The organism is Pseudomonas sp. UBA4194 (genome assembly GCF_002379585.1).
Lineage (GTDB): Bacteria > Pseudomonadota > Gammaproteobacteria > Pseudomonadales > Pseudomonadaceae > Aquipseudomonas.
The window spans coordinates 1-316 of the sequence record NZ_DFUE01000003.1; positions in this window are offsets into that span (position 1 = coordinate 1).

Here is a 316-nt window from a genome sequence, read left to right on the forward strand (position 1 = left end):
CCCCTGTGCCAACACCAATGTGCCGACCATCATGATCGCCGGGCGGATTGCGGACATGATCAAGGTTGGCTAGTGCACGTACTGTGGGTGGCTTTCGGGAACGAGGTGGGGGTCGGTGGTGAATGGTCCCCTCACCCCAGCCCTCTCCCTGAGGGAGAGGGAGCCGATCACCGCTGGCCGACCTACCTCGATCCGCTTTTAGCGCGCTCTCCCCCAGGGAGAGGGCTGAGATTGCCGATCTGACCACGGGCGCGAAGACCGAGTTGGATGCGGCGAAGCAGCGGCCGAATGCTTGATTGAGTGGGGGGCGGGTGAG